Here is a 26963-nt window from a genome sequence, read left to right on the forward strand (position 1 = left end):
TTATCTTGTGGATTCGAGGTGCCCACTGCTGGGCATTTGTAAAAAAATACTAAGTTATTCGTCTTGTCCTTCTTCATAGTGTAAACCCATGAATTGAAGGGGGGATTGTCCAAAAGTCTTTTTAAATATTCTTGAAAAACTTGATGGATAATTAAAACCAACCATATAGGCTACCTCATTGATAGTGTATTTGCCTGATTGTAAGTACTTTCTAGCTTGCACTAAGCGTTCGTTTAGATGATAATTATAAACACTGTTGTTGAAAATTGCTTTGTATAAAGTTTTGAATTTGGCTGTACTCATGCCCACAGATTTAGAAAGTTCTTCAATGGAAGGGCAAGGCTTTGACAAATCTGTTAGAATAGCTTCATTGATTTCATGGATTTTTTGTATATCTCTTTTTTTAAAGTTCTGATTAGTTGGAATAAATATGCTTTTATTTATGAGTTTTTTGAAGAAAATCAATGTCAAATCAAGGGCAGTCCGATAAAAAAGTAACTTGGTATTTTGCTGGTAAAGGTCCTCATTGAGCAGTGTATCTACGATTCTATGTAAGTCTACATCAATATTATCAATCATAAATATAGGCTCATTGCTCTGGATAATCTCATTGAGACGCTCTGCTGGTTCTTCTTTTAGATCTTGAATAATATTCGTTTCTATCCAATCTTTTGAGAAGGTCAAAGAAAAACTAAAAATCGGGCGATTGGCTGGAAATATTCGAGCGTTTGAAACAGACGACGAACTCAACACCACACAATAAGGGTAATTATTGGATGTAATTTCAGCCAACTCTTTAGTATATAGGTAATCATTACAAATACTTACATTCCACCGAGTATTCTCTTCGGAGGGTGTTGGTCTGATATGTAAGTCCTCATTCAATTGTAGTTGCAATAGCTCAACTTCAAATCCTTGCTCTATTTCAGTAGAAAGAATTTGACCTTTTCCTTTCGAATTTTCAAATTGATAAACAAAGCGGTTGTGTTGCTCAATCTGAAGGTAATCTAAAAGTTGGGTTAAAAAGTCTGGCGAATGATGATTTTCAAAAACAATTGATGCGTTAAGTAATGATTTCATAATTTTAAGTTGCTCTTATTCTATCGTGACAATCAAAGTAAAACTTGCAAATAGAATATTCTTCACTAATATAAGAAAAATATCGTCCTTCATAATTCAATTGGTCGATAATTCGTATAAACGCAGAATATATTCACACTGGATCGACTGGTAAAATCTTGTTTGGGTATTTGGATTATCTTAAAAATTACTAACGGGTATTTTCAAAATAATCTCAAAAAGGTTGTTTTGAGCTGATACTTCCATTTTACCATGTACAGTTCGAACCCATTCTTGGATAATGTATAGCCCCAAGCCTGTTCCATTCATATCCTTGGGGTTATGTGCTTGAAAAAACGGTTTTACATCGTTGGTACAAATGGTGTAGTTGCCCAAATAATGATTCCGAATAATCATCAGTAAATGGTTGTTTTCGAGGCGTGTATCAATATAAACTTTGTGAGCATGATTGGCATACTGAATGATATTTTGGTACAATTCAGTCAACACAAATTCTAAAAGAACTTCATCGTAGCCATATAAGATATTGATATTTGATTTAAAGCTAAACTCAAAGGGCATAGATGCGCTTTTTTTGAGGGTATTATATATTTGATGATGTAAGACTAGGATGTTGACCGTGCCACTTGTAGCATTACGCCAAGGATTATTGTTATTAGATAACTGGTTGTACCATAATAGCTTGCGAGTAGTTCTCAGAATTCTGTTGCCCGAAATACTAATTCCTTCAATTAATGGTAAGGCGTCGTTTACTTGGCTGTTTTGTAGCATTTCAATCGCCATTTTGCTCAAATTGACGATACCATTTAAGGGAGTCAAATACTCATGACTCGAAATATGATAGAATACATCAACGGCATTTTTACGGATTTCCAAACCTACAGATTCTTTTTTCTGGCTGCTTAGTTCTAATCTGGCATGAATGGTTTCGACCAAATCTTTTGACATAAATGGCTTCGTCAAGAAATCATCTGCACCAAGATTCATCCCTTTTCGTTTATCCCAAAAATCGGCTCTTGCGGTCAGAAATATAAACGGGAGGTAGATGAATTCTGGAATAGCACGAATCCTTTTGAGTACCTCAAAACCGTCAACTTCATCTAGCATGATATCACAAACTACCAAGTCAGGTTTAAATGATTGAACTAACTCAACCCCCAACTGTCCTTTGTGTGCTACTTCACATTCAAACTGATTTAACTCTAAAATAGTTTTGGTGTTTTCGGCTAATAATAAATCATCCTCTATTAATACGATTTTAGGTATCATAATTTTTGAGTTCTAAAAGTACAGAAGTGCCTTGGTTTTGCTTACTTCTAAAATGAATAGTGGCTTTGTGGAAATCGACAAAATATTTTACTACCAGCAAACCTAAACCTGTTCCTTTGATACCTTCCACGTTGGAGGCACGCGTAAAGGCTTTAAATAAATTGGGAAAATCTTTTTCAGGAATTCCAATTCCAAAATCTTTAATGAGAATACACACCTTAGATTTTTGGTAGCTAATACGAATAATAGGGGAGGCTTTATTATTGGAGTATTTGAATGCGTTTTCTATGAGATTTTTGAGAATATGCGTCATCATCAACCTATCAAAACATACAGGATAGGCTTGTCCTTTAAACAGCACATTGATTTGACGACCGTCTTCATAAGGAGCAAAATTGGCGTTAATAATCTGTTCTATGAATTCATTCATGTTTTGAGGTGATGGCTTAAACTCCATTTTGCCTCCTTCGATTTTGCTCACTAGCAATAGCTCCTTCATCAAAGATTCCATCCCTCGAACTTCATTGATAATTCGGGAAAGGTATAGTTGAAGCTGCGGTTTTGTAACTTTATCGGCGTCGTTGAGCATTTCAAGAATTTCGGCACTCGACTGAATCACCGACATGGGAGTTCGCATTTCGTGCGATACAATATTTACAAAACCTGATTTTAATTCATTAAGGCGACGCTCCTTATCAATGATTTTTTGAAGTTCTGCAACGGCGTAATATTGGTCCGACACATCACTTAAAAATACGGCATAATTAATGTTTCCAGCTTTTTCTTGTACGTAAGGGGTAAAAGAGTAGGAGAAGTATTTAATCATACCGTATTTATCTTTTACCTGATAAACTTTGGCTGTATGATGAGCATAGTTAGTTTGCTGATAGAGAGCTATATCTTTTCTGATAATCGAAGTATCTTCAATGGCAATGGCGTCTATTTCTTTACCAATAATTTGAGAAGCAGGAATACCAAAAAAAGATTCGTAAGCGGCATTGGCGAATACCACTTGAAAGTTATCATCTATAACAATCACTACAACATCCAACAAATCAGCTACCTTGGCGAATATAATATCCTTTTGACGAGCATACTCTTCTGTCTTTTTTAATGAGGTCACATCTATTCCATAGCCTACCACAAATTCGAGTTCTCCATTATCTTGGAAGATAGGTTGGAAACGACGTAAATTAAACTTATGCTGCCCTTCTCGATTGATACCTTCTTCCAAAAATTCATATACTTGCTTGGTAGAAACCGCTTGTGTGAACGCTTCACGACGTATATCGGCAAAGGCAATATCCTTACCACGTGCCTTGGCAAACTCGTAATCATCTTTATTCATGAGCCACTCACGCAAATTATTGTCTTGAACGGCTGTTTGATTCACAAAAACATATTGGTGTTTTTTGTTAAAGACGGCAATATCTGCGGGAATATGATTCAAGATTTGTTCATAAAATTTCTTTAAATGAAGGATATGGTACTCCATTGTACGGGCTTCGGTGTAGTCATAGTAAATCCATACATGCCCATTATGAACCCCTTCGTTGATGATTGGCAGATAATCTCTTAGAAAAGAACGACCATCTGCCAATTCCACGATTTCATGAGAGACAAACTCTTCAGCCGATAGAATTTCTTCAATGCGTACTAAAAATTGCGTAGGATTTCTAAACATTGAAGCACTTTGAGTGGCTGCAATTTTGCAATCAAATCCAATCAACTGTTCGGGAGGAACTGGGATTTTGAAGAGTTGACAAAAGTTTTGATTGACAAACTGCAACCTACGCTCATAGTTTTCCATCAATACCGCAAATGGTATCTTGTTGAGCACAAAGTTAAGTTGCGAGTAGAGTTTGTCTTCGTTGAGTATCATTGGTGGAACGATTCTATGGATTCTTCGATAGCATTTTTGATTTGATCTTTCTCAATTGGCTTTGATAAAAATTGTACTATTTCAGCGTTTGGTAACCTTTCTAGAAAATGCGAATATGTGGTTGCTGAAATAACTACAACTTTTATATTCGTATGCTCGAATTCTCTCGGATTTTCTTTGAGATACTCTAAAAATTCATACCCATCCATAATAGGCATATTGAGATCCAACAATATCACAATATGGTTGTGGGAGGTTGCTTTTAGCCAGTTGATGGCGTCTTCACCATTTTCACATTCTTGATAGGTTTGCTCTAATGTTTCAAGGGTTTTACCTAATACAAATCGATTGATAAAGTCGTCGTCAACAATTAAAATGATTGGCGGGTCCAATGTTGTCATAATATTAGTGGATAAATAGGGCTAGCAACTCTCCTTTCGAATTGATACCTAGCTTGTGGTAAATTTTCTTTACATGGTCATTGACGGTAGTATAACTTATATAAAGTTTTTCGGCGATTTCTTTGTAGGACAGGCCTTTCAAAAGATAGTCCATTACGTCGAGTTCGCGTTTTGTTAATAATTCTTCAGCATTTATTTTCTTTTCTTGCGGCTGCTGAGATATTTTAGAAAAAAGCATGGATGCTATCTCTGGAGAGATGAGCGCACCATTATTTTTGATAATATCAATCTGTTCTACGAGTTTTTTGAGTGAAAGGGGCTTCAACAAATATCCATTTGCCCCAGCCTTGATAGCTTCCCAAATGGATTCTTCGTTACAAGTGCCACTTATCATGACAATATGGGTATTGTTGAATTGTCTCCTGACTTTACTGATTCCTTCAATTCCAGAAATTCCGGGCAAGCCTACATCAATAAATACGATATAAGGTTCTGACGAAACTGTCTGACTTTGTTCTAAAAAACGCTCAATACTACATGCCGAAATACTGACTTCAATATCAGGATACATGGAAAAAAATATTTCGATATTTTCTCGTAAGATTAAATCATCCTCTATGATTGCAATTTGCATACGTTACACTTTTAATACATTTTTCGCAAAATATTTGTATTCAAATGTAAGAGAGATATAACGTTAGGCACAGGATTTTACCATTGAAAAAAAATGATAAAAATCAGTATTACGATAAATTTTTAAGAAGGGCTTTTAATGCGGGTTCGAGCTACTGAAGGACAATCCGTTCTCAGTAGCATAAGTTGCAAAGTTGAGCTAATTAGGAATGATATGCAATCCCTATTTCTAGGGATTTTGCAGAATTATTGCAATTTTTTGCAAAAGGTTGAAAGTTTTTCTTTTGTGAAAGGAATAAAGGAAATAGGTCTCTAGTAGATTTGGTCAATCGTGAAGTCGAGGAAAAAAGTGGTTCCCTGGTTTTCGCTACTAACAAAATAGATATGACCGTTATTGAGCTGAACTAAGTTTTTAACAATTACTAAGCCCAGTCCTGTTCCTTCGATAATCCCAACATTTTTGGCTCTAAAAAAGGACGAATACATTTTCCCTTGCTCTGTAAGAGGAATACCTATGCCAAAATCCTTGATTTGAATTTCCAATTGATTTTTCTCACTGCTAACTGATATGATGGGATTTCGTTTACCCAACGAATACTTAAAGGCATTCGAAATGAGATTGTCTAGAATATGGATAAAATGTTGGGGGTCAAGCCATATCTTGGGAACTTCCCCAACGACCTCTAATTCTGTAATACGATGGTCTTTTTGTTGTTGATTCTGTCGATTGATGGCAAAATTGATTAGCTCTATTACGTTTACTTCCTCTCGATGTACGGTCAATTGCTGTGACTCAATTTTTCCTATTAGGAGGGTTTCACTGATAAGATTTGAGATCCGATGAATTTCGGACTGAATATTATCTAATTGCTTTGTAATCTTCTCGTTATAGGTCGATTTTTCTAGTTTAATATAAGCTTCGATAATCTCAGCACTCGAACGAATAGTGGCAAGTGGTGTTCTGAATTCATGTGAAGTCATATTCACAAATCGTGATTTTAGTTGATTCAGCTCTTTCTCACGTTGCAAAGATTTCATCATACTTTCTTCTACCAATTTGTGTTCTTGGATACTCCTCGAAGAAGTAATCATTCGGTCACATATATCATAGTCGTCAAAGAAAATCTTAACACTTGTTTCTATCCATACATATTCATTATTCTTCTTTCTAAATCGGTATGATATATATCTTACTTCACTATCTGCAGAACTATTTGGAATAGAAACAATCTTTACTTTGTCGTCTGGGTGAAAAAAGTCGTAATGACTTTGCCCTTGGAGTTCTTCTGGACAATATCCCGTAAGCAGACTGATAGATGGTGAAACGTAGAGATATTTTCCTTCCAAATCATGGATGCAAACAATGTCTTGAACGTTATGCGACAAAATTGTATTAATTCTAGCATTTTCTTTTTCATTGGTAATATCTCGCAATGTACCAGAGGTACCTAGCACTTCGCCATTTCTACCAATGACTAAGGTGGCAAAAACTTCTATCCATTTGATTTTGTGTGATTTAGAAATATATCTAATGATGTGTTTGCAATAACTTTTCTGTTGGTTGATCAATGGCGCAAATAGCAACTCATTTTTTCTTACATCCTCTGGATGCAAAAATTCATAAAAAGGTCGTCCTAGGCTTTCTTCTAAAGTGTACTCAAAAATATCGCTCCAAGCCTGATTGAGAAATACCCAGTTTCCAAGAGCATCGGTCTGAAATAAAACTTCGTGAATATGATCAACAATATATTTGTACTGTAGCGCTTGTTCTGAGTCAAATGTTTGGGTGGATTTTGGGAAAAACTGAATTAATCCAAAAGTTTCACCAGCATTGTGGAGAGGACTTAATTTAAGCTCAAATATCTGATTTTCGAGTTCGGAAATATATTGAACAGTTTGACCTTCCCAAACTTGGCTTAGAGATTCATGGAGAAGTTTATTAGAAAAAAAAGAACTGTTTAGGATGCTTGTTGGAGGAAAAGTTTGGTCAAAAGCTAAATTGCATTTTTCGATTTTGTAAGACGAATTTATGACACATACAGGGTGATCTATATGCTGAAGCAACTGAGAGAAAAAATCAATCTTGGCGGTACTAGGTTTTGAAAACATGTATGAGTGGAATGGTTAGGTAAAAATAGCTAGACAAAACTTCTGAAATTCTTGCACAAGGTCAATGTTTAGAAAGATAACTTAATAGCCAAAACGATTTTTCTAAAGTGATTTTACAGATGATAAAAATCACTTGTATTTCTAAGCTCCATGAAATCGCATTTAATTATTATAAGTATTTGATATGTAGGCAATTATCTTGGGTGGGCTGAAGTGGCTTTTTGGGGTGTTTCTGTCAAAAAATGGATACATTTGAAGGGCTTGCATATAACATTCTTTCCTTGTATTATTGTTTAAAATTATTGCCTTGGTAAACCCCAACAACGTTTTAGACGTAAGTCTAGCATTTGGTTTTGTATGAGAGTCAAACCATTATAGCGTTTTTCCAACTACAAACTATCACTATTTTAATTTACCCAAACTTTATGAAAATTCTAAGTCAGTTAGAATTAAAGCAGTTTAAGTCTCATATTATCACAAATCTAAACAAACTTGTAGATGATGAAGAGCCGCAAATTTCTCTAAATCCATCCGATGAGATAGTTTTTGAAAAAGAAAATTCAGAAAGTGAGCTTATGACTGCATCGTTCAATAGTAATGAGGACTCATTCTAATGAAAGCGGGTCGCCCATGCCCTAAATGGTATCTTGTTAGAGTGTCCGCCCAACACTCCAACCTTAAAAGTAAAATTCTTACTAAGATAACCTTCGATGTTTAATCTTAAAGGTCTAATTCAGCGCCTAAATTAGCCTTTTGCTTATTTATCTTGGAATTACTGCGTAGCTTAATTTTTATTGAGTAAATTTAAAAGCTATTTAACGTTAATTTTCGGATATAGTAGATACATGTCTCTACCTAATTCATTCTAACTGTACGGATATTTTTGTTTGGCACAATGGCATCACAGTCTTCATCGACCAACCGATGACTGTGAGGTGAGGTTTTATGCTTATTTATATTTACGTTGGTGAAAATATAATATGCCTTCGGTCAAAATGTGTTCACTATGTCAATATAAACAAATTTCAAAATTTTAGCTTACGGCATAAAGTTGATAGCCTAGGGCGGGTAAACTTAGATTTGCCCACTTACTAAATTACATATCCTTGAATTTCATAGCTGCCCAATTCGAATGATAAAACCGCTTTCTCAACTTGAATTTCTGGTTGAACAGTTGCCCAATGCTTCTACTGAACAACTTCCTTATTTCACCGAGCAACTTCGTGAAATACTGGATACACTCAAGGCAAAAGGGAGTCATTGTCCTACTCTTACCTCTTCAGAAGAACCAACAGAACCCCATGATTTCTTCATAGATTCACTGGCAGAACTGTGTATTTGGGAGTATTTTCCTAGTACGCAACAGTTTGTATTCTCCGATAATATTGTCAATTATTGGTCAGATTATCAGGTAGGTAATCGCTTGGAGGATATATTTTCAGATGCAGGGAAAGAGGTGCTAGAAAGGAATCTGTCCAATGCTATTAAAACAAAAAAAGGTTTTGAAGTGGTATTACAAGCCAATGAGCTAGGCAAAAACCTATGGGTAGAAGTTTCGGCACATTGGAACCTTGCCAACACCAATCAGGGAAATGAGAAGGAAGAGGTGTTGATGGGTATTATCCGTGCCATGAAAATAGGTAAACAGGATTTACAAACCATTAATACAGAGGAGTCTGGCAATTTTGCGTATGACCTCCTAGCAGGCATATCAGACGGTTTTGTGGTTATTAATCAAGATTGGATCATTACCTACGCCAATGAACAATTAGCAAGTTCTATTCAAACAACTGTTGACCAGTTGATTGGTAAAAATGCTTGGGAGACTTTCCCTGAATTTTCAAACGGCCCATTTCAAGAGACCTGTCAAGATGTAATGACTAATCGAGAAACGAAAGTGGTCATTAACTACTTTACTCCTTGGAATAAGTGGTTTCAGAATAGAATTTTCCCCGCTTCGAATGGTATTGCTATTTTTTCTACAAATCTTACCTATGAAAAGCGTCTTGAACAATCGCTCATCAAAAGTGAAGCAGAGTTAGCTTCCTTGGTAGAAAATATTCCATATGCGATTTTCTCCCTAGATTTATCTTTTTGCTTATTGAAGTATAATGGTGCTTTTAGGAATTTTTGGCTAGAAAAAGCTGGCTTTGAACCCCAAATCGGAGCGCCATTACCTTATGAAATATGTAGTGTTGCCAATCTGGTTGACTGTGATCTATTCTTTCAAGATGCTATTCGAGGGAAAAGTACAACTATTGAACGAAGAATAGATGTTCGGGATTCTGAACAAATTTTTGAGGTGAGTATTAATCCTTCTTATAACGCTCAAAATGAAGTAGTTGGGATTACGGTGCTCATGAATAATATTACCTTAAGAAAGCAGACAGAACAAACCCTTCTCGAAAATCAACAGCGATATCAATCTCTCTTTGACCAAAATCCTGATGGTGTATTTTCTTTGGATTTTGAAGGAAAATTTACCTCCGTTAACGCCGCATTGGCAGATATACTCGAGTATCCAAAAGATGCTCTTTTAGAATGCAAAGTTAGTAATTTTTCGACTTTGGTATTCTCGGAAAACCTTCAACAAATTTTGCAAAAGACCCTTGAAGGGAGTTCTCAAAATATTGAAATTGATATAAGGACAAGGACTGGGACGACCAAAAGAGTTCATCTGACCTCGATGCCTATACTGCTCAATGGGCACTTGCAAGGCGTATACGGTATTTTGAAGGATATTACCAGCAGTTTCGAAACTTCACAAGCCATCTTAGCCAACGAACAAAAATGGAAACGTGCTTTGGAAGGTAGTCAGCAGGGTGTTTGGGATTGGCGTGTGCTTGAACAAAAAGTGCATTTTTCAAAGATTTGGAAAGAGTTAATAGGATATCAAGAAAATGAGTTAGAGGACTCCTATCAGGAATGGCTGATGCGTATACATCCTGATGATTACGAAAGAGTTATGAAATCAACCCTTCAGTTGATTCATGATGAAATTCAGTATTTTGAAGAAATATATCGTTTCAAACATAAACAAAATCATTATATCTGGGTGTTAGATAGGGGTGTTGTGATGGAACGAAATGCTCAAAACGAACCTACTCGAGTAATAGGAACCTTGTCTGATATTTCTCATCTAAAAGCCGTAGAGGAACAACTGCTTAAAAGTGAAAAGAATCTTACCGACGCTCAGAAAATCGCGCGTATAGGAAGTTGGGAGGTTGACCTACGTAAGAATCATTTGATTTGGTCTAACGAGCAATTTTCACTTTTTGGGTTAGATCAAAAAACCTTCAAGTATACTATTGAGGCCTGTTTGCAAAGTATCCATCCCGATGATAGGGATGACTTCCTAAAAGCTTATGATCAGGTTTGTGAGGGAAAAGGGCGATTAAACATTGAACATCGTATTGTACTTCCGTCGGGAGAAATACGATATATGCATGAAAGAGGAGAGTTAATCACCGACGAATCGGGACAAGCAATAGCCATAAAGGGCACTTCACAAGATATCACCGAGCGTAAACTTATAGAGCTTAGTTTGTTGCAAGAGCGTAACTTCCTGAGGATTGTTATCGATAATATCCCTGCGTATATCTATTACAAAGATACCGAGCATCGTCACCTATTGGTTAATAAAGTCGGTTTAGATTTATTCGGTGTCGGCAAAGAGGAAGATTTGCTTCATCAATCAGGGCTAAATTTATTGGAAGAAAGTAGTGCTAATTTGCTCCGTGAGCAAGAGGTATACGTAATGTCTTCGGGTAATGCGGTAACGAATATCAAAGAATACTTCCTTACAAAGTCAGGACAAATCAAATGGTTATTGTCCAATAAAGTACCTCTTCGAGACACGAATGGGGAGGTAATTGGCGTAGTAGGTGTAAGCCGTGATATAACCGATTCGGTTAAGAAAGAATTAGAGCAAGAGCACCTCTGGACGATTTCTCGAAAACTCAATGAAATAGATATTCTTCAGGTTGCTATCTATGAATCGCTCAGAATTCTGGCCTACTACTTGGACTGTGTGTATGCCGAAGCTTGGATGTTGAATCTTAATCATTCCAAACTCAACCTTCACGCTAACTGGTTTGCTGATGAGTCTGTAGCCTTGGATTTTACAGGATTGGCTTTCCAAGATCTCAAAATAGGAGAGTTTCTGCCTGGAATGGCTTGGGCTACTCAGCGTATTCAGGAATGGGATTTATCTAATGGTTTTATTCCATCTACCGAAAAGCGTATTATCGATAAATTAGATTGTCGTTCGGGAGTAGCACTACCCATTTTGTTTCGTGGACAAGTCATTGCGGTTTTCTGCTTTTACTCAACAGAAGAACATATATCGAACGATACAGATTTTTTTGATAACGTTTCAAGGCAAATTGGGGTAGATTTATCAAGAAGAAAAGCCGAAGACGAGCTCAATATATTCTTTAACTCCTCGCCAGATTTTCTGTGCATGCTCGATGCAGATTTTTGTTTTACAAGACTTAATAAAGTAGCTACAGAATGGCTATATGGTACTGAGCGCTCACTTATGGGGCGGTCGGTTTTTGATTATATTCATGACGAAGACAAAGAAAAGACCTTACAACAAATATCAGTACTAGCTCAAACGCGTCAGGTAGGGTATTTTGAAAATAGAATCTTGAAAGAAGATGGTGAAGTTCGTTGGTTAGCTTGGACGGTTGCTTCTATCAAAGAACAAGATCGGGTAATTGCTGCGGCAAAAGATATTACTGAGAAAAAGCATAGTGATCAGCATTTGAGTTTGTACAAGCACCTTCTCGACAATATGAAAGATTTGGTGTGTTTGTGGAGTCCCGAAGGAAAGCCTATTTATGTCAACAAGTCTTTCCATGAATTTGCGGGCGATTTTACAGATATAGTAGATAAAAAAATCCCACTTGTCGAGGAGCCTCTTGCTTACAATATTTTTGATTCAGTTTTGAAAGGCCAGCACGTGAGTCAAGATGTAGTGATTTATGACAATGAAGATTGGATAGATTATTATGTAAGTGCCGGACCGATTGCCGACGAAAATAATCAGATTGTGTCGTTGTTTACCATCTTCACAGATATTTCTGAACGGAAAAAACATGAGCGTGATTTGGAACAATATAATGTTCAAATTACTAATATTCTTGAAAGTATTACTGATGGGTTTTTTGCGGTAAATCACAAATATACAGTGACTTACATGAACGCTGAAGCTGAAAGACTGTTGGGGATGAGTCGTAATTTCTTAATCAATGAAAATCTTTGGGATACTTTTGGACATGGTGCGCCATTGAGTTATTATTCTGAATATACTCGCGCCATCGAAGAAAATGTATCAGTATCGTTTGATGACTTTTATGCACCGGGTAGAAGATGGTTCCATATTAACGCCTATCCTTCCGAGAATGGACTTTCTATCTTTTTTAGAGATGTTACCGAACAAAAGTTGAAAGAGCAGCTTGACCGAATCGAAAAAGCAGCTCTGGAATACAACACTTCTCAAGATTCTACATTGGCGCAAGTACTGGAATATTATATCAATCAAGTACAAGAGTTGCAAGGAAGCACATTTATTACTGCTTGGCAAGTGGTAGGAAACGAGTTGAAAATGCTCGTAGATTCAAGTTTGGACGAAAATTTGATTACCTCTATCGAAACCTTTGGTTTTAGTACCAAACCAAATGAGCAAGGAGAATACACCAGTTTGTTTTTCCCGCATAAGCAATTTGTAAAAAACCTTGCCTTGATGCCACAATGGCAACCTTTGGTAGAAATGCTTAGAGCACAGAGGATTAAGGCATGCTGGTCGATGCCAATTGTTGGAGCGGGCAGCAAAATCATTGGCGTGTTGGCGTATTTCTTCAATGACGAGCGAGTGCCTTCGCGAGAAGAAGAGGTGGCGCTCGAAAATGTGAAGCGAGTAGTAACGCTCATTATGGAAAGTAAGCTAGCTGAATTGGCGCTCAGAGAAAGTAATGAACGTTATAATTTAGTCGCGAAAGCCACCAATGATTTGATTTGGGACTTGGATCTCGAAACCAATGAGATTCTATGGAGTGAAAGTATGACCCAAATATTAGGGTATTCGCTTCAAGAAATTACAGGTGATTATTACTGGTGGCTCTCGAAGGTTCATCCCGATGATGCTACAAGAGTTAATTATAGTTTGCGTAAACATTTGGTCGATAAAAAACTCCACTGGGAGGATGAATACCGCATCCTATGCGCCGACGATTCCTATAAGTTTGTGTACGATAGGGGCTTTACGCTTTATGATGAAAACAATAATGCCATTCGAATGATTGGAGCAATTCAGGATGTTTCGCCATTGAAACAAACAGAACTGAAGTTAAACGAGTTAAATCTTGAACTAGAAAAAAGAGCAAGCGAGCTGGTCGCATCCAATGAAGAGCTCGAAAGATTTGCGTATGTAGCCTCGCATGATCTTCAAGAACCCCTACGCATGGTGAGTAGTTTCCTGCAACTTTTGCAGAAAAAGTATGATGCCCAACTCGACGATCAAGCAAAGAAATACATTTATTTTGCTGTGAATGGCTCAGAGCGTATGAAACAGCTGATACTTGATTTGTTGGAATATTCACGTGTTGGGACCAACCGCGATGCTTTTGTTCTTGTAGACTTGAATGAGGTGATTACAGAGGTCATACAGATTTACGACGAAAAAATTAAAAAGGAGCACGCAACAGTATTAGTCAGTAAATTGCCCATTATAGACGGGAATAGGGTACAATTGCTCCAATTAGCTCAGAATTTGATTGGAAATGCGCTAAAATATCGAGGAGAAAAAGACCCTGTTATTCAGATTGAATTGGATGAAACTGAAAATGATTGGATTTTTTCTTTCAGAGATAACGGAATTGGTATAGATTCTGCATATTTTAAAAAGATTTTTATCATTTTTCAAAGACTACACAACAAAACAGAATATTCTGGAACGGGTATTGGTTTGGCTATTTGCAAGAAAATCGTTGAACGCCATAAAGGTAAAATGTGGGTTGAGAGTGTAGTTGGAGAGGGTAGTGCTTTTAAATTTACATTACCTAAAAATAAGCCCAAATTTATCGAAACTAACTTGTAATGAGCTTTCGATTTTCGGCTATGAGCTTTAGGCAAAACATTTCCTATTATAAAAGTAGAATGTTCTTTGCCTAATGTTTACAGCTGGTATCCTAAGGCTTTAAGGCTAATATAAGTTAGTGGGCAAAATAGAATTTAATTTTTGTGCCCAAGGCATTCAGGTATCAGCTTTCGGCGGTGGGCTTTGTAAAAAAGTATGGCTGTGGTTAATAAAAACATTTTAACACTCTGTGCCTTGTACCTGTTGCCTTGTCCCTAAACACATAACTTAAATCTTATTCTGCTCGATTACTTAAGTATAATTAATTTTGCAAAATATCGCTTTTTGCTATTAGTAGTTTGCAGTAGGCAAAAGGTTTCTACCACATTTTCAGAAGCACTTTTACACTTTTGTCTTACAAAATTGAGCCTAATGCAGGTAAAATTAATTTAATTTTGCCACTAACTTAACTTCATTACCACCATGATTACTATAAAACCACAACAATTGAGGATACTCGTTGTAGAAGACAACCTCGGTGACTATATACTTTTTGAGGAATATCTACACGATACAGGGCTAGATGTAAAGGAGGTTCAGAATGTCATAACGGTAGCTGAAGCTAAACAGGCTTTGGCCAATGCTGATTATGATTTAGTATTCTTGGATTTATCATTGCCAGATAGTATTGGGATTCAGTCTATTATAGATTTGAATAAAATGGCAGCTCATATCCCAATAGTTGTGCTTTCGGGTATGGAGGATACTCAAACAACCACCGAAGCAATTGTAAATGGTGCACAAGATTATCTGATAAAAGGCGAATTAGAGTCAAAACTGCTTTCAAAGACCATTCGATATAGTATTGAACGTAAGCGTAATCTTGAAAGAATAAAGCAGAGTAACGAGCGCTACACTATGGTGTCCAATGCAACAATTGGTGTGGTTTGGGATGTCAATTTGGCAAATAATGAGGTAGTGCGTTCGGGAGATACATTCTTACATACCCATGGGTATGAGGAAAAATCGTTCACTTCTGATTTTAGTTTTTGGGGTGAAAGAGTCCATCCTGAAGATATCATTGCTTTAGAGGCCGTTATAAAAGCTCATTTGCTTTCTCGAAGTAACAAGTTCTGGGAATATGAATATCGTTTTCAAAATGGTGCTGGAGAATATTTCTATGTTCATGACCGTGGCTCAGTAATTTATGATGATAATGACGTGCCCGTAAGGATGCTGGGCACTATGATGGATATAACTGAGCGTAAGGTTTCGCAAGAAAAGCTACGAATATCTGAATACAACTATCGACAAATTTTTGATAATAATCCAAACCCCATGTGGATTTATGATAGTGCCACCATGGAATTTTTGGAGGTAAATCCTGCGGCAATTCAGCATTATGGTTACGATCGAGAAGAGTTTTTGGAGATGTGCATGGAGGATATTTGTCCGAAAGCCATGCAAAGAGAGTCTTTGTCATTAAAAAACAGCTTATTGCAAGTACATTTAAAAGCAGGGTACGAAAAAATCATCGTAGAGGTTACGGCATATCCTATTGATTTCGCTGGTCGTAAGGCTATGCAAATGTTGATTAGGGACGTTACCGAAAAAGTTAGAGCTGAGGAAGAAAAACGAATTTTAGTCCATAGTTTAGAACTATTTAGGAATGCGGCCTCGCTCACCAAAGGGCTTAATGCTTGTCTAGAATCGATAAGGAATTACTTGGGCTGGGAGCATTCAGAAATTTGGATGACAGACTACCAAAAAGAATATATCCGATTACAAACCTACAGCTATACCACCGAATTTGAGCATTTTCAAGAAATGGTGGATCCATTTTTGCAAAAAGATGTGAGTCTTGCTCAAACGATATATAACGACAGTCACAATCGTCAGCATCCTATTTGGTTGAATAATCTTCACGAAATGGAGGATTTTAAAAGAACCTCTGTTTCTGATAAAATAGGAATACATTCTGGTATTTCTATTCCTATCATTTACGATGAAAAGCATATTGGATGGATGGTTTTTTTCAGTAAAGCCGTACATCAACCTGACGACAGTATCCTATCTTTTTTGGGAGAGGTTTGCAAGCAATTAGGAGCTGAAATCGAAAAGCGAAATGCCGATGAAATGCTCAATCACTTCTTCTTGTTGAGCAACGATTTGCTAGGTATTGCTACGCTCGACGGCTTTTTTGTCAGAATTAATAACGCTTTTTTACGTGTTTTGGGCTATGACACTCATGAAATCAATGGTCATGATGTAATAGATTTTGTACATCCAGAAGACAAACAACAAACACTTGAAGTCCTCCGAGGAATTCAAGAAAAGGCTTCGGTGTCGGTAATGGAAAATCGTTTTATTGCCAAAGACCAAAGTGTTCGTTGGATTTCTTGGTCGGTTACCTATTTGCCCGACGAAAAACTCATATTTGCCTCAGGACGTGATATTACTCAACAAAAAGAAGAGGAACTTCAGTTGCGTTTGCGCGAGTCTGTGATTACTAATAGCAATGACGCCATTGTGATTACAGAGCCTAACCTCGAAAATAAATGCCATCGGGCTGTTTATTTTAATACGGCTTTTGTTCGTCTTTCGGGCTTTGACTCAAGCGAAATAATGGCCAATCCAACAATGATGATGGTTGGTGAAAAAACCGATTTGGAGGCAATTGCCAAAATTGAGGATGCCATCAAAAATTGGAAGCATGAGGAAGTTGAAATCATTGTTTATCGCAAAAATGGTGAGCAATTTTGGGCAAGTTTGGAAGTTGTACCCGTACCCGATGCTAAAGGTGAGTTTACACATGCAATTTCGGTGTTCAGAGATATTTCTGCTCGCAAAAAGCAGAAGCAGAAAAAGAGGTTTTGATTCGAGAGTTAACCGATAGTAATACTGATTTAAAGCAGTTTACATTTATCACTTCTCACAATTTACGAGCGCCATTGTCTAATCTAATCGGTATTCTGGATTTGGTAGAGCCAGAGTCAATTCGTGATGAAATGACGCTAGAATTACTCGAAAAATTTAAAGAGTCGACACTCTTACTCAATCAAACTATCAATGATTTATTAGATGTTTTGGTAATGAAAAATCGGGTAAACTTAGAGAAAAAGCCTTTGAGTTTGAAAGCTGAATTTGACAAAGTAAAATCCTCTATTGGCTACCAAATCCGAGAAGCAAATGCTTCATTGCAAACAGACTTTAGTGGTGTTGGTGAAGTGAGTTTTGACTCTTCTTATCTTGAAAGTATTTTATTAAATTTATTGACCAATGCCATAAAGTATCGTTCATTGAGTCGACCGCTTGAAATACAGGTGTTTACCATAGATACCCCTAATTATGTTGAACTTCACTTTACAGATAATGGAATAGGTATTGATTTGAAGCGTCATCGAAGTAAAATTTTTGGGCTTTATCAACGTTTTCATGATTATCCAGATAGCAAAGGATTAGGACTTTATATCGTAAGTTCTCAAATTCGGGCGCTTGGTGGAAAAATAGATGTGCAAAGCGAGGTTGATAAAGGCACTACTTTTATTGTGTATTTTGCTAAATCCTAGGCTTTTGAAACGAAAATCCTCAATACTGAGTTGAAGAAGTGTAAATACTCTTCAAAGTCGTCAATTTACTTTGTCACATCACTTTCGATAGTCGTTTACAAAAGCTTAATTAAATTATGTCAGAAAAAAGTTCCTTATCCGCTAATATCATCAGAGCTTTCCTTATCATAGGAAAAATAGAAGGCTACAGCTATTTGTTTTTGTTGTTTGTGGCAATGCCAGTCAAATACATTTTGCATAAACCCGAAATCGTTAAAATTGGAGGCACCATTCATGGAGTCCTGTTTGTTGCATTTGTGGCAACTATTTTAGCTATGATTATTCAAGTAGGCATGACTTTGCGCAAAGCAATGTTGGCATTCGTATTATCATTAATTCCGTTTGGAACTTTTTACCTGAAAAAGACACTATAATCGTGTTGCAATTGTCTTTATGCATACCGAAAAACTCAACTTAGTACAACAATATGCCGAGTCGGTGTTGTCACAACTACCGCCTCAGTTTTGTTACCACAATGCCCAACATACAGAAGCCGTAGTGGCTGCCACCATAGAAATTGCACAAGAGGAAGGGGTAAAAGATAAAGCGCTCGAAAATCTCTTGATGGCTGCTTGGTTGCACGATATTGGTTACTCGGTGAGCTTTGATGACCATGAAACCCACAGTATTACACTTTCTCAGGAATTTTTGGCAAAAATAGAATGCCCTCAAAAGCAAATAGATAAAGTTGCTGTCTATATTGGAGCTACTCGTATGCCCCAAAGCCCACATTCGCATAAGCAAATGATTTTGTGTGATGCCGATTTGTCGCATTTGGCTTCTGATAATTTCCTAGAAATGACAGAACATCTTCGTACCGAAATTTGCTTTACCAAAATGTCTTTATCCGAGAAAGATTGGCTTAAGAAAACACTAACCTTCATGGACGATCATCACTATTTTACTGCATATGGAAAGAGAGTTTTGGAACCTCGTAAACAAAAAAATATAGCTCTCATCAAAGAGAAATTAGAAGAATTGAAACAGAGTAAAAAAGATAGTAAGGAGAAAGAAAAGGATGCAGACGCAAAGGTGAAACGCCCAGACCGTGGTATCGAAACCATGTTTAGAACCACTTCCGCCAACCACTTTCAACTGTCTGCCATGGCCGATAACAAGGCCAATATTATGATTTCGGTAAACACGATTGTTATTTCATTGATTGTCAGTATATTAATGAGGAAATTGGAGGAGAATACCTATCTCATAATACCTACGATCATGATTACTACAGTATGTTTATTGGCTACAGTTTTTGCAGTATTGGCAACTATTCCGAATGTAACGAAAGGTAAATTTTCAAAGGAGGATATTGCTAACCGAAGTGCTAATTTGTTGTTTTTTGGTAATTTTCACGAAATGAAATTAGAAGATTATCAGGCTGGTATGAAGGAAATGATGAATGACTCGGAGTTTCTATATGCCTCCATGACGCGCGATATTTACTTTTTGGGGAAGGTACTTGGTAAAAAGTATAGGTTGTTACGTATTGCTTATAATATTTTCATGTTCGGTTTTGTGGCTTCTATTCTGGCTTTTGGGATAGCTACCATGTTGCAGCAGCATAAGTAATGTTTATTTGTTTGGGTTTGTTTTTTAAATGAATTCTGTTCAAATTTTGAATAGATTTAGGGTGATGTATGCAAATGGCTAATAACCAGAGGCATAGCACCATACCTGTTTACCAACAAGTTGACTTTACCATTGACTAAAATTTCATTTCCATGTTCAAAAAATCCTTTAGGCTGGTATTTATCAGCTTTCTTTTTTTATCAAATATTACGTTTGCCCAAAAGCAAACTTCTGATAGTTCAAAACCTTTAATTACTGCCAAAGAAATGATTGCACCAGGCATTCTGATTGCTACAGGAATGGTATTTATTAACAATAGTACCAAAGCTGAACAAAAAGAATGGCATACTAAATATCTATCTAGTTTTAGAACTCACGCTGACGATTATTTGCAGTTAGCTCCACAAGCCGCAGCAATGGGTTTGAGCATAGTAGGAGTAAAGGGAAAAATACCTTTGTCGACAAAGGTGGAATTATTGTTTTGGGAACAGGTATCATGTTGGGGACTGTTTTAGGACTAAAGAAAATAACTAGTATCACTCGTCCTGACGATTCGAGTAACGATTCGTTCCCCTCAGGGCATACCGCCAATGCTTTTTTTGGCGCAACGGTTTTGGCCACCGAATATGGCGACCAAAGTGTTTGGTACACCATTGGTGGATATACCGTAGCTACGGCTACGGGTACTTTTCGCATGCTAAACAACCGTCACTGGTTGTCTGATGTATTGGTTGGTGCAGGTATCGGAATTCTTTCTGCTAAAGCTTCATATATTATTTATCCTTGGATCAAAAAGCAGATTGCTCCAAAGTTACCTTCCAACGTATCGTTTGTTCCCGTGTATAATGGTTATGCTGTCACTGGCAATCTCACGATTGGATTTTGATTAGTGCACACTACTGCTTGATAATTTTTATGATGAAAACGCGTTTTTTTTACATACTTCTCTTCCTATACTCTTCAACTCAACTCTTGGCGCAGAATACTGTTCCGAATGTTGAATTTTCTTTGTTTCTTATCGGTGATGCAGGCGAGCCTGATACACATGGTAAAGATGCAGTTTTGAATACACTTTCCGAAAAATTAAAATTAAAAGGGAAAAATAGCTCAGTAGTCTTTTTAGGGGATAATATCTATCCCAAGGGAATGGTCGATGAGGAACATCCTGACAGAAAAGATGCTGAAGACCGTCTGAAAGCGCAATTAGATGTGATCAAGTCGCATATTGGAACGGGCTTTATTATCCCTGGCAATCATGACTGGGAACAAGGTGGAAAAAATGGTTGGACAGAAATTATTGCCCAAGAAAAATTTGTAAAAGAATATCTCCAAAACCCAGCTGTGTTTTTCCCAAAAGGGGGATGCCCGACACCTCAAGAAATACCCCTTTCTGACAATCAGACACTGATTTTATTGGATACACAGTGGTATTTGCACCCTTGGAAAAAACCAGATGAAAACTCTGATTGCGAAGTAAAAACCTTGACAGGTTTGTTGACTTCCCTTGACGATATTTTGTATCGTAACCGACACAAAAAAGTAGTGGTAGCAGGTCATCATCCAATGTATTCGTATAGTTTACACGGTGGCTATTATCCTTTCAAATCACATATATTGCCACTTAGCGAACTGGGTATCAATATTCCTTTGCCGATTATTGGCTCTATTTATCCTTTATATCGTTCTTGGATTGGTAATATTCAGGATATTCCTAATCCTGTGTACAAGGAAATGCAAACGGGAATGGTTCGAATCATGTCGCAGTATCCCAATGTGGTTTATGCCAACGGGCATGAACATACGCTTCAGTTAATTGAGAAAGACTCTCTTTACTATATCACTTCTGGTGCTGGCTCTAAAACAACTCCTGTTAAAAAAGGTGCTGGTTCATACTTTGCCGCAGCGACTAAAGGATTTGCCCAATTAGATTGGCTGTCGGATGGTACGTCAAAAATCTATTTTTGGGATGCGAATGGTCAGCTGCTTTACGAAAAAGTATTGGAGTTTAAGAAAAAGCCTTATCAGGAGTTAGTCGTAAAATCTAATCAACAAACTATTCCTAATCCCAAATTCAAGGCTAATAAATTTAAAGAATGGCTTTTGGGTAAAAATTATCGGAGTATCTGGACTAGTGCTGTGCAAGCACCCGTGTTGGATTTGACCCATGAAAAAGGAGGATTAAAAGTAATTCAACGTGGGGGAGGTCAACAGACGTTATCACTCCGATATGCTGGTAAGGACGAAAATCAATATGTAACAAGATCAGTAGAAAAATACCCAGAAAGTGCTGTTCCTGAGGCGATTCGTAGCAAGTTTACCGTTGATATTGTTGGTGACCAAATTTCTGCATCCCATCCATTTGCTGCTCTAACGATTCCTTCTTTGGCCGAAGCTGCTGGAGTTTTACATACCAATCCTCGCTTGGTTCGTCTACCAAACGATACCATTCTTGGGCCATATCAGCGACTTTTTGCAGGACAATTAGCCTTGTTTGAGGAGCGCCCAGATGAAGGTTTTGCTGGAGCCAAAAAGACTTATTCGACCCTTAAGCTTTTTGATAAATTAGATCAAGACAATAAAAATGTAGTGGATCAAAAAGCCTTACTTCGAGCTAGACTGTTGGATATGCTCATTGGCGATTGGGATCGTCATGATGACCAATGGCGTTGGGCAGCTTTTGACGAAGGAAAACAGACGGTTTTTAAAGCAATTCCACGCGACCGTGACCAAGCCTTTTTTGTGAGTCAAGGCGTTTTACCAAAGATTGTCTCTCGCAAATGGATTTTGCCTAAGGTACAAGGTTTTGACTATAAAATTCGCGATGTTAATACTTTCAACTTCAATGCCAGATATGTTGATAGGGCGTTTTTGACCCAATTATCTCAACAAGATTGGCAAGAAACTGCCAGCTTGTTACAACAAAGTATCTCAGATTCATTGATTGATGAGTCTATCAAAAAGCTACCCAATAATGACCCATTTACCTCCGAAATTGCAGCTAAGTTAAAACAACGTAAAAAGGATTTATTAGCCTATGCTTCAGAATATTATAAGTTTTTAGCTAAAGAAGTAGATGTGGTAGCCTCTGACAAAGATGAAATCATCGACATTGAACGTCTGGCTGATGGTAATACTAGCGTAAAATTGTTTGACCAAACTAAAAAAGGCAAACAAGGTACACTTTTGTATCAAAGAATTTTTGACCCAAAAGATACTAAGGAGATTCGTGTTTGGGGAATGGATGGCGAAGATGTATTTCATGTGTACGGAAAAGCCAACAAAGGTATTAAAGTTAGACTCATTGGAGGAAGAGGAAAAGATACTTTCATTGATAGTTCGGAAGTGGATAAAGGCGCACGAAAAACGCTGATTTATGACAAAAAGAAAAACACAACTATTCAAGCAGGAGAAGAGACCGTTAATCATACCACTGAAAATGATAAGCATATCAATGATTTAGACAGATTTGCGTTTGTTTATGATAGATTGGCACCTTTAGGTTCGCTCGCCTATAACCCCGACGATGGACTGTTTCTTGGTGGTGGGGTGCAATATACACAGCAGGGTTTTAGAAAATCACCATTCCGCATGCAACATAGTTTGTCTGGAAATTATGCATTTTCAACAAATGCTTTTAACCTTTATTATGTCGGAAAAGCTGTAGATGTAATAGGTAAAGCGGATTTAGAAGTAAAACTAACTTTGCAACAAGATGGGCTAACAGACAACTTTTTTGGATTAAGCAACGAGTCTCGATATATCCAAGCCAGAGGTATAGAATATTATAGAGTCAAATTTAGTAATCTTGAAAATTCGGTACTCTTGAGCAATAATTGGGGACCTTTAAAACTTTATTATGGACTCGTGTTTAATGGATATAATGTAAAAGAAAATGCAAGGCGATACATTGCGGAGTACGCACCCAAAGGCTCACCTGTGTATGACGAACAAGATTTTTATGGGGTACGTACTGGTTTTACCGTTGATACTCGCAATAATCCAGTTATGACAACTCGTGGTTTGAAATGGAATACAGAGGCAACTTTTCAGAAAGCATTTGAGCATAATTACAAAGATGATTATCTCAATGTCAAAACTGATTTGGCATTTTATCATACCTTCAAATTACCAGCGGTTTTGTCATTTGCCACGCGTGTGGGAGGGGGGATCAACTTGTTAGACTATGAGTTCTATCAAGCTAATACTTTGGGTGGTTTGAGTAATTTGAGAGGATACCGTCGTTCACGTTTTTCAGGAAGAAGCTCGTTTTATCACAATTTGGAGGCACGTTTGAAGTTGCTTTCATTCAAGTCATATCTTTTTCCTGCGCATCTTGGTGTGCTGGCGTTTAATGACCTTGGTAGAGTTTGGAATCCCAATGAAACCTCTCAAAAATGGCATCATGGATATGGTGGTGGTATTTGGCTTTCACCGTTCCAAATGGCAGTGGTAACCTTGACTTATGGGCGCTCCTCAGAAGATGAAGTAATTAGTTTTAAGCTTGGTTTTTTCTTCTAGCAATATTTTTTATAATCATTACAAGATAATTTCAAAAAATAAACTTTTTTGGAGTTAACATTTGTTTCATTTTTACGAAACCCACTTAAGTGTGATAACTGATAAACGGCGGTATAGAGTATGATAAAATAGCTAAATTTTACAGCAAACCGCCCGAATCATTTACACACTCGTCTCGAAACCATTTTAATCAAAATATAACTTTGTCTTTTTTCGCTAGTAAATGACAGCATGTTAAATGACAAATGATTGTTGTAAAAAGATAGTAGTACATTTTCTGTTGTTTTATAATAGTAAAATGTTGATTACCTTGTAGTTGTCTTAGCTAAAGGATGTCTATATTGTGATTCAGAAGAGTAGTTAGTGGGGGTAGATTTAATTAATCGCAGCAAGGAATGCCGTAGAGGCAACAATAACAATGAACACGCTAGTACAAGAATGTGACTTATTCACAGTCGAAGAGCTCGTATCGACCAAGCTTTCATTTCGTCCATTTTTACGACTACTGAAAGAATACGCCAAATCCTCTGAGGGAATTCTCAAGAGGATTTATGAAGAGGTATTGAACCAGTTAGAACAATACCCTGAACTTCACGAGCCTATTTATGATACACAAATTTTACAGAAATACCCAGAGGTTTTAAGTTTACTCAAAACCGTTATTTTTCCTTTGCTTTCAGAAAACGACAAGGAGATTTTTGCGCTGAGTTATCCTTTTCATATTCGCTTTTTTTACTATTCGGAAGCATTTGAAGATATTTTTATTGATAAAGATTCTGGAAAGATTTTGGTCAAAGAATCGGAACATATCCAAAAACTCAATAGCACCAAATTGCACCATGCATACAAATGGATTTTAGGCAAATATTATGGTATTAAGGTTGATACGGAAGAGGAAGTTCCCTATTCGTTTTTCAATAAAAAAACGGGATTATTGACACATTATCTTGTGAAGCCAGATAAACGCTTTTTGGATGTTAATTACATAGGGACTGAACCATTACCAAAACTTGAAAGTGGCTTGGTGTGCGATGGTAAAAATGAAATTATTGATTTAGAAACACTTCAAACTTTATTACCACTTCATCAATTTGAATTTGAAGGATTTGGCTTAATCACTGTAAAAGACGTAACTGCCGAAACTTGTCTGCACGATATGAAGAATATTGTGCTCAAAATGCCTTCAGAAAAAGAAGAGGTTAGTTACAGTGCCCTCAGCGAAACGATAAAGGTACTTTTAGGAACTGCCAATATCCAAGTAAACCTCATGCCATACTTGCGGCTCAATGATACCTATGTCAACGCTCATGAGTATCATCGCAGTACGATGTTGATTACGCCCCCAGTTTCAAGTATTTATTATGAAGAATTTCAAAAAGCCTATGACAAATTTTTACAATATCCTCATGTAGTTTTTATTCCAAATTTACTCAAAGAAGAAACCAGTATTGCGGGTTATTTAATCGAGCAAGGATTTAAAAGCTATTTAATGTACCCGATTCAGTCGCAAGACCGCATGCTTGGGGTGTTGGAAATTGCCTCGTCCAATGTTTCGGAGTTATCGCATGATTCGCTCAATAAAATCAACAGCGTATTGCCTATTTTGGAGCAAGCGCTAGACTATCACATCAAGAATTTTGATGATAAGATTGAACGATTGATAAAGCAAAAATTTACCTCTTTACAGCCTTCTGTTGAGTGGAAATTTAATGAAGTCGCATGGGAATATCTCAAAAACAGAGCAACCACCAAACAGCCCATGGGTAATGTGGTTTTTGAAAAGGTATATCCTTTGTATGGCGCTGTCGACATTCGTAATTCTTCTATTGAAAGAAATAAAGCCTTACAACAAGATTTTATGGAGCAGCTTCTTCTGATTCAGGAAACCTTGAATGTATTGCGCAATGAATTTGTGTTGCCTTTGTTGGACGAATTGAATTTTAAAAATGATGGTTTTATTCAAAAAATTGCTGAAGGTATTTTGCCTGATGAGGAAATGAATATCAACTTTTATTTTGAAGAAGAAATACAACCTATTTTCAAGCATTTACAAGGTGAAAAAGGCAAAGCAAGCGATGCTATTGCAGCCTATTTTGCCAAGACAGAAGCATTTCATCAACATATTTTTACGCATCGAAATGCCTTTGAAGATAGTCTGACTAAAATCAACGCCACGATTAATAATTTTCTGGAAGAAGAAAGGGAAGTTTTGCAAGAGGCATATCCCAATTATTTCGAAAAATATAAAACGGATGGTGTTGAATACAATATCTATATCGGACAAAGTATTGCACCAAACAAACCTTTTAATCCGCTGTATTTGAAAAACTTACGATTGTGGCAATTGATTTCGATGGCCAAAATTGTAAAGATGACAGAGGATTTAATTCCAGAGTTGCCTGTGCCTTTGCACACGACGCAACTGATTCTAATTCATAGCAATCCAATTGATATTAGTTTTAGAAAAGACGAACGCCGTTTTGATACAGAAGGAGCTTATAATCTTCGTTATGAGATTATGAAAAAGCGTATTGATAAAGCCTTAGTAAAAAATACTGGCGAACGATTGACGCAGCCTGGCAAGATAGCCATGGTATATGCCAATCATAAGGATGCTGAAGAATACGCCAGTTATATTACATACCTTCAAAGTAAGAATATCCTTTCTGGTAAGATCGAATACCTCGAATTAGAAGAGATGCAGGGTGTGTACGGACTCAAAGCACTAAGAGTAGAAGTTTAGGTAAGATTTTGGCAATATGTTTGATATATGCTAGGAAGCCCGTAATTTTAATTTTCTGAACGTTAAA

The 26963-nt window shown here is 37.0% G+C and carries 16 protein-coding genes; 10 read left to right on the forward strand and 6 right to left on the reverse strand.

Features of this window, described 5'->3' with window-relative positions; translation table 11 throughout:
• Window positions 1–54: 54 nt before the first annotated feature.
• The 6 genes from BWI92_RS25265 to BWI92_RS25290 form a co-directional block, all read right to left on the reverse strand.
• Window positions 55–1080 (reverse strand): helix-turn-helix transcriptional regulator, encoded by a 1026-nt coding sequence (locus BWI92_RS25265; RefSeq protein WP_095168178.1) that lies wholly within the window; start codon window positions 1078–1080, stop codon window positions 55–57.
• A 180-nt stretch (window positions 1081–1260) separates the two neighbouring features.
• The gene (locus tag BWI92_RS25270) at window positions 1261–2349 is read right to left on the reverse strand and encodes a response regulator (protein ID WP_095168180.1); all 1089 of its coding nucleotides are present in this window, start codon (window positions 2347–2349) and stop codon (window positions 1261–1263) included.
• Window positions 2339–4231 (reverse strand): PAS domain-containing sensor histidine kinase, encoded by a 1893-nt coding sequence (locus BWI92_RS25275; protein WP_095168182.1) that lies wholly within the window; start codon window positions 4229–4231, stop codon window positions 2339–2341. The genes BWI92_RS25270 and BWI92_RS25275 overlap by 11 nt, the downstream gene beginning before the upstream one ends.
• Window positions 4228–4632 (reverse strand): response regulator, encoded by a 405-nt coding sequence (locus BWI92_RS25280; protein ID WP_095168184.1) that lies wholly within the window; start codon window positions 4630–4632, stop codon window positions 4228–4230. The genes BWI92_RS25275 and BWI92_RS25280 overlap by 4 nt, the downstream gene beginning before the upstream one ends.
• A 4-nt stretch (window positions 4633–4636) precedes the next feature.
• A complete protein-coding gene (locus BWI92_RS25285) occupies window positions 4637–5266 on the reverse strand; it encodes a response regulator transcription factor (protein WP_095168186.1) in 630 nt (209 codons plus the stop codon).
• Between the two features lie 311 nt (window positions 5267–5577).
• Window positions 5578–7374, reverse strand: coding sequence for a PAS domain-containing protein (locus BWI92_RS25290; RefSeq protein ID WP_095168188.1), 1797 nt, complete (start codon window positions 7372–7374; stop codon window positions 5578–5580).
• Between the two features lie 425 nt (window positions 7375–7799).
• On the opposite strand from BWI92_RS25290, the gene BWI92_RS25295 reads away from it, so the two are divergent.
• The 10 genes from BWI92_RS25295 (at window position 7800) to BWI92_RS25340 (ending at window position 26896) form a co-directional block, all read left to right on the forward strand.
• Entirely contained in the window at window positions 7800–7988 is a 189-nt protein-coding gene (locus tag BWI92_RS25295) for a hypothetical protein (RefSeq protein WP_095168192.1), read from the forward strand.
• Window positions 7989–8506: 518 nt separating this feature from the next.
• The gene (locus BWI92_RS25300) at window positions 8507–14476 is read left to right on the forward strand and encodes a PAS domain S-box protein (RefSeq protein ID WP_095168194.1); all 5970 of its coding nucleotides are present in this window, start codon (window positions 8507–8509) and stop codon (window positions 14474–14476) included.
• A 462-nt stretch (window positions 14477–14938) separates the two neighbouring features.
• On the forward strand, window positions 14939–17332 hold the full coding sequence (locus BWI92_RS25305) for a PAS domain S-box protein (RefSeq protein WP_095168197.1): 2394 nt from the start codon (window positions 14939–14941) through the stop codon (window positions 17330–17332).
• Window positions 17333–17406: 74 nt separating this feature from the next.
• The gene (locus BWI92_RS25310; RefSeq protein WP_141234928.1) at window positions 17407–18024 is read left to right on the forward strand and encodes an ATP-binding protein; all 618 of its coding nucleotides are present in this window, start codon (window positions 17407–17409) and stop codon (window positions 18022–18024) included.
• 116 nt (window positions 18025–18140) lie between these two features.
• Complete coding sequence (locus BWI92_RS25315; RefSeq protein WP_095168202.1) at window positions 18141–18437, forward strand: DUF3817 domain-containing protein; 297 nt, start codon at window positions 18141–18143, stop codon at window positions 18435–18437.
• A gap of 19 nt (window positions 18438–18456) precedes the next feature.
• A complete protein-coding gene (locus BWI92_RS25320) occupies window positions 18457–19635 on the forward strand; it encodes a Pycsar system effector family protein (RefSeq protein WP_095168204.1) in 1179 nt (392 codons plus the stop codon).
• A gap of 152 nt (window positions 19636–19787) precedes the next feature.
• The gene (locus BWI92_RS25325) at window positions 19788–20150 is read left to right on the forward strand and encodes a hypothetical protein (RefSeq protein WP_095168206.1); all 363 of its coding nucleotides are present in this window, start codon (window positions 19788–19790) and stop codon (window positions 20148–20150) included.
• Window positions 20117–20521: a phosphatase PAP2 family protein gene (locus BWI92_RS25330; RefSeq protein WP_141234929.1), complete on the forward strand. Its 405-nt coding sequence runs from the start codon at window positions 20117–20119 to the stop codon at window positions 20519–20521. The genes BWI92_RS25325 and BWI92_RS25330 overlap by 34 nt, the downstream gene beginning before the upstream one ends.
• An 86-nt stretch (window positions 20522–20607) precedes the next feature.
• Window positions 20608–24153 carry a BamA/TamA family outer membrane protein gene (locus tag BWI92_RS25335; RefSeq protein WP_176464541.1) on the forward strand — a complete coding sequence of 1182 codons (3546 nt, stop codon included), beginning with the start codon at window positions 20608–20610 and terminating at the stop codon, window positions 24151–24153.
• A gap of 418 nt (window positions 24154–24571) precedes the next feature.
• Window positions 24572–26896: a GAF domain-containing protein gene (locus tag BWI92_RS25340; RefSeq protein ID WP_095168213.1), complete on the forward strand. Its 2325-nt coding sequence runs from the start codon at window positions 24572–24574 to the stop codon at window positions 26894–26896.
• The last annotated feature ends 67 nt before the right edge of the window (window positions 26897–26963 follow it).

The organism is Flectobacillus sp. BAB-3569, from assembly GCF_002270355.1.
GTDB classification, from domain to species: domain Bacteria; phylum Bacteroidota; class Bacteroidia; order Cytophagales; family Spirosomataceae; genus Flectobacillus; species Flectobacillus roseus.